The sequence below is a fragment of the Achromobacter sp. 2789STDY5608615 genome (genome assembly GCF_001298995.1).
In the GTDB taxonomy this organism is placed as follows: Bacteria; Pseudomonadota; Gammaproteobacteria; order Burkholderiales; family Burkholderiaceae_B; genus Achromobacter; species Achromobacter insuavis.
Map to the genome: position 1 here is coordinate 53707 of NZ_CYTY01000036.1, position 8300 is coordinate 62006.

At 67.5% G+C, this 8300-nt stretch carries 7 protein-coding genes; all 7 read left to right on the forward strand.

The features are described 5' to 3' along the window. The first annotated feature begins 51 nt into the window (after nucleotides 1-51). Entirely contained in the window at nucleotides 52-1830 is a 1779-nt protein-coding gene (locus tag AOZ49_RS24825; protein ID WP_054478361.1) for an ABC transporter permease, read from the forward strand. Next, the gene (locus AOZ49_RS24830) at nucleotides 1823-2911 is read left to right on the forward strand and encodes an ABC transporter ATP-binding protein (RefSeq protein WP_054478363.1); all 1089 of its coding nucleotides are present in this window, start codon (nucleotides 1823-1825) and stop codon (nucleotides 2909-2911) included. The genes AOZ49_RS24825 and AOZ49_RS24830 overlap by 8 nt, the downstream gene beginning before the upstream one ends. Nucleotides 2912-2949: 38 nt before the next feature. Beyond that, nucleotides 2950-3849, forward strand: coding sequence for a TonB family protein (locus AOZ49_RS24835; RefSeq protein WP_082380579.1), 900 nt, complete (start codon nucleotides 2950-2952; stop codon nucleotides 3847-3849). Further along, nucleotides 3846-4709, forward strand: a complete 864-nt coding sequence (gene aroE / locus AOZ49_RS24840) for a shikimate dehydrogenase (protein WP_054478365.1) — start codon at nucleotides 3846-3848, stop codon at nucleotides 4707-4709. The genes AOZ49_RS24835 and aroE overlap by 4 nt, the downstream gene beginning before the upstream one ends. A gap of 4 nt (nucleotides 4710-4713) precedes the next feature. Further along, complete coding sequence (gene mtgA / locus AOZ49_RS24845) at nucleotides 4714-5448, forward strand: monofunctional biosynthetic peptidoglycan transglycosylase (protein ID WP_054478367.1); 735 nt, start codon at nucleotides 4714-4716, stop codon at nucleotides 5446-5448. 98 nt (nucleotides 5449-5546) lie between these two features. After that, on the forward strand, nucleotides 5547-6725 hold the full coding sequence (gene lptG, locus AOZ49_RS24850; protein ID WP_054478369.1) for an LPS export ABC transporter permease LptG: 1179 nt from the start codon (nucleotides 5547-5549) through the stop codon (nucleotides 6723-6725). Next, nucleotides 6722-7555 carry a symmetrical bis(5'-nucleosyl)-tetraphosphatase gene (locus AOZ49_RS24855; RefSeq protein ID WP_054435692.1) on the forward strand — a complete coding sequence of 278 codons (834 nt, stop codon included), beginning with the start codon at nucleotides 6722-6724 and terminating at the stop codon, nucleotides 7553-7555. The genes lptG and AOZ49_RS24855 overlap by 4 nt, the downstream gene beginning before the upstream one ends. Nucleotides 7556-8300: the final 745 nt, after the last annotated feature.

Consider the following 8300-nt stretch of genomic DNA (forward strand, 5'->3'; position numbering starts at 1 on the left):
TCATGGCCAGTGGGCGCGACCCGCGTCTATCGAGATAACAGGATTTTCCCCATGCAGTCATTGCGCAGAAAATGGCAGTCCCTGCCACGCGGCGTGGTGGTGCTGATCACAGCCTTGGCCATCTACGTGCCGCTGTCGTTCATCATCATCCAGAGCTTTCTATCCGCGCCCTTCTTTTCGCCGTCCAAGGTCTTCAGCCTGGACGCATTCCGCTTCATCTTCGCGGACCCCGATTTCTACAAGGCGCTGAAAAGCGGCTTCATCCTGGCGTTCGGGCTGGCCATCATCGCCATCCCGCTGGGCGGCATGCTGGCGTTCCTGATGATCCGCACCGACCTGCCGGGCCGGCGCTGGATCGAGCCGCTGATCCTGGTGCCGATCTTCGTGTCGCCGATGGTGCTGGGCTTCGGCTACGTGGTGGCGGCGGGTCCGGTCGGCTTCTTCTCGACCTGGGTGCAGAACATCCTGGGCTTCGTGCCCTGGAACGTGTATTCGCTAACCAGCATCGTCATCATCGCCGGCCTGACGCACGTGCCGCACGCCCACCTGTACATCTCGTCGGCGCTGCGCAGCATGGGCTCGGACGTCGAGGAAGCGGCCCGCGTCAGCGGCGCCTCGCCGCTGCGCGTGATGGTCTCGGTGAGCCTGCCGATGGTGCGCCCCGCCATGCTGTACGCCACCGTTCTGCTGTTCTTCCTGGGCCTGGAAGTGTTCGGCCTGGTGCTGGTGCTGGGTGACCCGGAAGGCAACCTGGTGCTGGCGACGTACCTGTACAAGCTGACCAACAAGCTTGGCATCCCGTCGTACCACCTGATGGCCGCGGTGGCCGTGGTGCTGATCTGCATGACGATTCCGCTGGTCATGCTGCAGCGCCGCCTGATGCGCACCGCCAACCGCTTCGTCACCGTCAAGGGCAAGGCCTCGCGCGCCCGTCCGCTGCCGCTGGGCAAGTGGCGCTGGGTGGCTGGCGGCGTGGTGACGTTCTGGCTGCTGGTCACCATCGTGGTGCCGTTGCTGGGCGTGCTGCTGCGCGCCTTCGTGTCCAACTGGGGCATGGGCGTGTCGCTGTTCGACGTGCTGTCGCTGGATGCGTTCCGCACGGTGTTCTCGCAACCCAACCTGATGCGCGCGATCGTCAATTCGGTGGCCATCGGCGTCTTCGGCGGCGCGCTGGCGGTGTTCTGCTACACCTTCGTCGGCCTGGCGATGCACCGCAAGCCGGACAACGTCACGCGCTTCATGGACTACAGCGTGCTGGTGCCGCGCGCCGTGCCCGGCCTGCTGGCGGGCCTGGCGTTCCTGTGGGTGTTCCTGTTCGTGCCGATGTGGCTGGACAACGCGCTGGATCCGGACCTGGGCGGCTGGCTGTCGGGCCTGCCGTTCGCGGAATGGCTGCGCGAGAACTTCGTCGAATGGCTGCGTTCCATCCGCAGCACCATCTTCAGCGTGTGGCTGGCCTACACGGTGGTCTGGATGGCCTATGGCCTGCGGCTGATCTCGTCGACGCTGCTGCAGGTCGGCCCCGAGCTGGAAGAGGCCGCCCGCAGCGCCGGCGCGCGCCGCGGCCAGGTCACCCGCCACGTCACCGTGCCGCTGGCCAAGTACGGCCTGATCGGTTCGTGGCTGCTGATGTTCCTGATTTTCGAGCGTGAATACTCCACCGGCGTCTATCTGCTGTCGCCCGGCACCGAGACCATCGGCTCCATGCTGGTGTCGCTGTGGGCCTCGGGCGCCATCGACATCGTGGCCGCGCTTTCCTTCATCAATATCGTTCTGGTCGTGATCGGCCTGGGCATCGCCCTGCGATTCGGAGTCAAACTTCATGATTGAGCTTTCTGTAGAAGACCTGCACCTGGATTACGGCGACAACCCGGTGCTCAAGGGCGTGTCGATGCAACTGCGCCAGGGCGAAGTGGTGTCGCTGCTGGGCCCCTCGGGCAGCGGCAAGACCACCCTGCTGCGCGCCGTGGCCGGCCTGGAAGGCCCCAAGCGCGGCCGCATCACCATCGGCGAGCGCACCGTCTACGACGGCGCCGCGCGCCAGGAGATCCCGGCCGAAGAGCGCAATCTCGGCCTGGTGTTCCAGTCGTACGCGCTGTGGCCGCACAAGACCGTGTTCGAAAACGTGGCCTACCCGCTCAAGCTGCGCAAGGTGCCGTCGAACGAAGTGCGCGAACGCGTGCAGGCGGTGCTGGACCAGCTCGGCCTGGGCAAGCTCGGCCAGCGCCATCCGCACGCGCTGTCCGGCGGCCAGCAGCAGCGCGTGGCCATCGGCCGCGCGCTGGTGTACAGCCCGCCCGTGATCCTGCTGGACGAGCCGCTGTCCAACCTGGACGCCAAGCTGCGCGAGGAGGCCCGCGCCTTCCTGCGCGAGCTGATCATCCGCCCGGGCCTGTCGGCATTGATGGTGACGCATGACCAGAGCGAAGCCATGGCCATTTCCGACCGCATCCTGCTGCTGAACAACGGCAAGATCGAACAGCAGGGCACGCCGCAGGAGATGTACGGCGCGCCGTCGACGCTGTTCACCGCCGAATTCATGGGCAGCAACAACCGCCTGGACGGCAAGGTCACCGAAGTGCGCGATGGCCGCGCCCGCATCGAGGGCCGCGGCTGGGCGCTGTGGGGCAAGGCCGGCGAGGGCGTGGCCGCGGGCCAGGACGCCACCGCCGTGATCCGGGTCGAACAGGTCCGCCTGGCGGACGATCCCGACGGCAACCACATCGACATGCCGCTCCTGACCAGCATGTACCTGGGCGACCGCTGGGAATATCTGTTCCGCACCCCTGACGCGGATCCGGCCAACACCCTGGCGCTGCGCGCCTACGGTCCCGAGGGCCGCGAGCCGGGCCCCTGCCGCCTGGCGCTGCCGGCCAGCAAGGTCTGGGTGTTCCCGCGCCCGTCCAAGTAAGGTGACGGCGGCGGGCGGAGTGGCTCTACAATGCGTGCGTGCAACACGTCGCTGACTCCCCTCCCCCGCTGAGCCGTCCGCTGCGGTGGCTGGGCGCGCCCGCCCAGCATTACCTGCGCATCGGCCTCGCGATTTCGCTGTTGGTGCACGCCGGCGCCCTGGCGTGGCGCTTTGGCGCGCCCGCCCTGTCGCGGCCGCCGGCGACCAGCCTGGAGGTGGTGCTGCTCAACGCCCGCAGCGAGACGCCGCCCGATACCCCCCGCGCCCAGGCGCAGAACCAGATGAGCGGCGGCGGCAACGCCGAGCGCGGCCTGTCCACCACGCCCCTGCCCCAGACCGGCGCCTCGGCCGAGACCATCGTGCTCGAGGCCATGCGGCGCCGCCAGGTGCAGCTCGAGGCCGAGCAGACCCGCCTGATGACCCAGCTGCGCGCCGCCGACAAGGCCGGCGCCGAGCGCCAGGCCGTCAACCCCTGGCCCGACGGCAACGAGCGCGGCAAGGACGCCGAGGACCAGGCCAGCGTCATCCAGAACGCCCAGGTCGCCGCGCTGGCGGCCAAGGTGCAGCAATACAGCGCCGAGCCGCGCAAGCAGTTCGTGGCGCCCTCGGCCGAGGCCTCGCGCTACGCCGCCTACCTGGACGCCTGGCGCACCCGCATCGAAACCGTCGGCACCCAGCATTACCCGGACGAGGCGCGCGGCCGCATCTATGGCTCGCTGCGCATCACCGTGTCGGTGCGCGCCGACGGCAGCATCGCCGACGTCGATATCGACCAGCCGTCGCCGCACGCGGTGCTGAACCAGGCCGCACGCCGCATCGTGCAGCTGGCGGCCCCGTTCCCGCCGTTCCCGCCCGAGATCGCGCGCGACACCGACGTGCTGGTCATCACCCGCACCTGGCATTTCGTCAACGACACCCTGGAAACCCAAGCCCCATGACCGAGGCGTCCCCTCTTGCCCGCTACGCCGTGATCGGCAACCCCATTGCGCACAGCCGCTCTCCGCAGATCCACGCCCTGTTTTCCCGCCAGACCGGCAAGCCGCTCAGCTACGAGCGCCTGCTGGCGCCGGTGGACGGCTTCACGGCGGCCGTCGCCGCCTTCGCCGCCGAGGGCGGCCTGGGCCTGAATGTGACGGTGCCGTTCAAGCAGGAGGCCTACGCGCTGGCCGCGGGCCGCCTGTCCAGCCGCGCCCGCCTGGCCGGCGCGGTCAACACCCTGTCGTGGCGCGACGGCGCCTGGCACGGCTGCAATACCGACGGCGTGGGCCTGGTCTCCGACCTGCTGCGCCTGGGCGTGCGCCTGAGCGGCGCCTCGGTGCTGCTGGTGGGCGCCGGCGGCGCCGCCCGCGGCGTGCTGCAACCCTTGGCGCAGGCCGGTTGTGCCCGCATCCATATCGTCAACCGCACCGCCGCCCGCGCGCTGGAGCTGGCCGAGGGCTGGCGCGAGACCGGCGCCGAGCCGCAGACCCGGGTCACCGCCGGCGGCCTGGCCGACGCCGCCCTGCCCGGCGGCTGGAACCTGGTGGTCAATGCCACCGCCAGCGGGCTGCAGGACGCCGCTCCCGACCTGCCCGCCGGCCTGTACGCCGAGGGCGCGGCCGCCTACGACATGATGTACGGCGCCCAGCCGACGGCGTTCATGCGCCAGGCCCGGGAAGACGGCGCCGCCCTCACCGCCGACGGCCTGGGCATGCTGGTGGGCCAGGCGGCCGAGAGCTTCTTCATCTGGCACGGCGTGCGGCCCGGCCCCGCCCCGGTGCTGGCCGCGCTGCGCGAGGCGCTCATGGCCGGAAACTGAACCGATGGCCGCCCGCGGCAAGAGCGGCAAGCGCCGCTCCTGGTTCCGGATCATCACCGGCGCGCTGATGGCGCTGGTGTGCGCCGTGCTGCTGTACCAATTCTGGCTGTTCGGGCTGGTGGTCTGGTACAACTACCAGAACCCGGGCAGCAGCGCCGTGATGCGCGAGGAATTGTCCCGCCTGCAGGACGGCAACCCCGATTTCCGCTTGAAATACGAGTGGGTGCCCTATGACAAGATCAACCGCAGCCTGAAGCTGGCGGTGGTGGCGTCCGAGGATTCCAACTTCACCGAGCATGACGGCGTCGAGTGGGACGCCATCCGCAAGGCCTGGGAATACAACCAGAAACAGGAGGCGGCCGGACGCAGCAAGATGCGGGGCGGCTCGACCATCACGCAACAATTGGCCAAGAACCTGTTCCTGTCCAGTTCCCGCAGCTACCTGCGCAAGGGCCAGGAACTGGTGCTGACCTACATGATCGAACACGTCATGAGCAAGGAGCGCATCCTGGAGCTGTACCTGAATGTGGCGGAATGGGGCGTCGGCGTGTTCGGCGCCCAGGCGGCGGCCAAGCATTATTTCAACGTGCCGGCGGCCAGCCTGGGGGCCGCCCAGTCGGCCCGGCTGGCGGCCATGCTGCCCAATCCGCGCTTCTATGACAGCCACCGCAACTCGAACTACCTGAACTCCCGCGTCTATACCCTGACCCGGCGGATGCAGATGGTCGATATTCCCTGATACGAAAACCGGCCGCTTCGACAGGTTCCCGCCCACCTTGGGCGGCGGGATTTGTTAAGCTTTCACGTTTACGCCAATTCGTCTTTTCCGTCTCATTCATGCGTACCGCACGTCGTTACCTGGCCCGCGAGATCTATCGCTCCTGCGCAGTGGTCCTTATGGCCCTGCTGGGCCTTTTCACGTTCTTCGCGCTGGTGGACGACCTGGACAACGTCGGCGACAAGTTCTCGATGATGGCCCTGCTGTACATGCAGGCGCTGGCCATCCCCACCCGCTTGTACGACCTCCTGCCCATCGGCCTGCTGATCGGCGCCATCCTGGCGCTGGCCGGCCTGGCGCAGCGCAATGAGCTGGTGATCCTGCGGGTTTCCGGCGTCAGCGGCATGCGCCTGCTGCGCATGCTCTGGATCGTCACCATTCCGCTGATGATCGGCGCGGCCCTGCTGTCCGAGTACGTCACCCCCTGGGCCGAGATGAAATCGGGCGAGGCCAACCTGGTGTTCCGCGGCAAGGCCGGCGGCGATCGGCTGAACAGCGGCTACTGGTTCAAGGAACCCACCGCCAACGGCGGCACCCGCATCATCAACATCGGCGAGCTCAAGGGCGACGGCCAGGTCACCGGCGTCACCCTGTACGAATTCAAGAAGGACCTGACGCTGTCGGTGCTGTCCACCGCCCCGACCGGGCTCTTCGCCCATGGCGACCTGGTGCTGAAGGACGTCTCCGAGACCCGCCTGGACGACAACGCCTCGGACACGCTGGCCGACGCCCGCCCGCCGAAGAATCCCCCCGCGGTGGTGGTGAAGGTGCCGGAACGCACCGTCGACACCACCCTGAGCGCCGAACGCCTGCTGGCCCGGATCCTGACCCCTGAGCGGATGTCGATCGCGACGCTGCTGGACTATGTGGATTATTTGCGCAACAACCAGCTGCAATATGGTCGACAGGTCGTCGCCTTGTGGCGCAAACTGGCGTATCCGTTCACGCTGCTGGTGATGATCACCATCGCCGCCCCCATCGGCCTGATGCAGACGCGCCGCGGCGGCGTGGGCGCCAAGGTGTTCATCGGCATCCTGCTGGGCGTGGGCTTCTTCATGCTCAACCAGCTGGCGCTGAACGTAGGCATGCCGGGCAAGTGGCCGCCCTGGCTCACCGCCCTGGGGCCGAACATCGGCGCCATGGCCCTGGCGCTGGGCGCCATGAGCTACATGGAGTACCGCCACACCATCACCCGTATCGTCCAACAACGTTGGCCCTGGAGCAAGAGTCCCGCATGAACGGCAGTATCTGGATGATCGGCGACGTGCAAGGTTGCTGCTCGCCGCTGGATCGCTTGCTGTCCCATTCCGAACTGGTCGGCGATCCGAAGTCGCGCTTCTGGTTCGCCGGGGATCTGGTCAACCGCGGCCCGCAGTCGCTTGCGACGCTGCGCCGCATCATCGACCTGGGCGACCGCGCCACGGTGGTGCTGGGCAATCACGACCTGCACCTGCTGGCGGCGGCCGCGGGCGTGCGCAAGCCGTCCAAGTCGGACACGCTGGACGACATCCTGCGCGCGCCGGATTCGGCCGACCTGATCGACTGGCTGCGCTCGCGCCCGCTGGCGCATTTCGAGCAGAATCACCTGATGGTGCATGCGGGAACGCTGGCAAAATGGGATGTGGCCAAGACGCTGTCGCTGGCGGCCGAGGTACAGGACGCGCTGCGCGGCCCGAACTGGCAGAAGGCGCTGCAGAAGATGTACGGCAACGAGCCGGCCACCTGGAAGGAAGACCACAAGGGCGGCAAGCGGATGCGGGTGATCATCAATGCGCTGACGCGCATCCGCCTGTGCACGCCGAACGGCCACATGGAGTTCGCGACGAAGGTGACGCCTGGCGCGTGGCCGGCGGGGCTGGTGCCATGGTTCGATGTGCCGAACCGCGCCACGCGCGATGTGACGACGGTGTTCGGCCATTGGTCGACGCTGGGCCTGATGCAGCGTCCGGACGTGATCTGCCTGGATACCGGGTGCGTATGGGGCGGGGCGTTGACGGCGTTGCGGTTGCAGGATCGGAAGCTGGTGCAGGTGAAGTGTTCGCAGTTTCAGGATCCGTTGTCTGAGTGACGGATTCTTCTTGCGATCGAGGTGATGGTCGTTGCTGCTTCGGGCTTGAACGTCTGGTTCTGGCCTTTTTTTCTTGGCGTTGTTGAGTCTTCGTAGGTCGCCCCTCGGTCGGGCGGACCCGATGGCGGGCGGCCACGCTGGGCGTCTGTGCATTTGAAAGTGGGGCGGGTGCGCTGTGCGCGGGTGGCGAGCGGTTTTCTATTGATTCCGCGCATCAGGGGGAGGGGCGGTGGTGGTCGGCGCGATGTGCGCCGTGTTGCGCGTGGCGGACTTCGCGCGCCGACCACAAACAGTCTTGGTGCGGGCATGCGTTCAACGGCAACGGTACTTGGCGCTGGTATGCCTCGGTAGCAATGCGTCGCGGTGCTGGCATGCCTTCAGTAGCAAATGCGTCACGACGCAGGCACGCCTTCAAAGAAAACAATCTCGCCGCCGCCATACGCGATAGCGTCATCACCAATCGCAAGACATCGCGTAAGCCTCAAAAGGCCGCCCGCGCGGCCGGTTTGAGGCGGGCCCCGCCCCACCACTCCTCGCAAGCGCGCAGCGGCATCCTCAATCGCAAGACACCGCGGATGCCCCCGAGGCCGCCCGCGCGGCCGAGGAAGGGCGACCAACGCAAGATCTTCCAATCCACACCAGCCCCCCATAAGAACGCCAGCACCGTCACCCACACGCGAAAGCGCCATCGCTCAGACGCAAGACACCGCGTAAGTCCTAAAAGGCCGCCCGCGCGGCCTTTTAG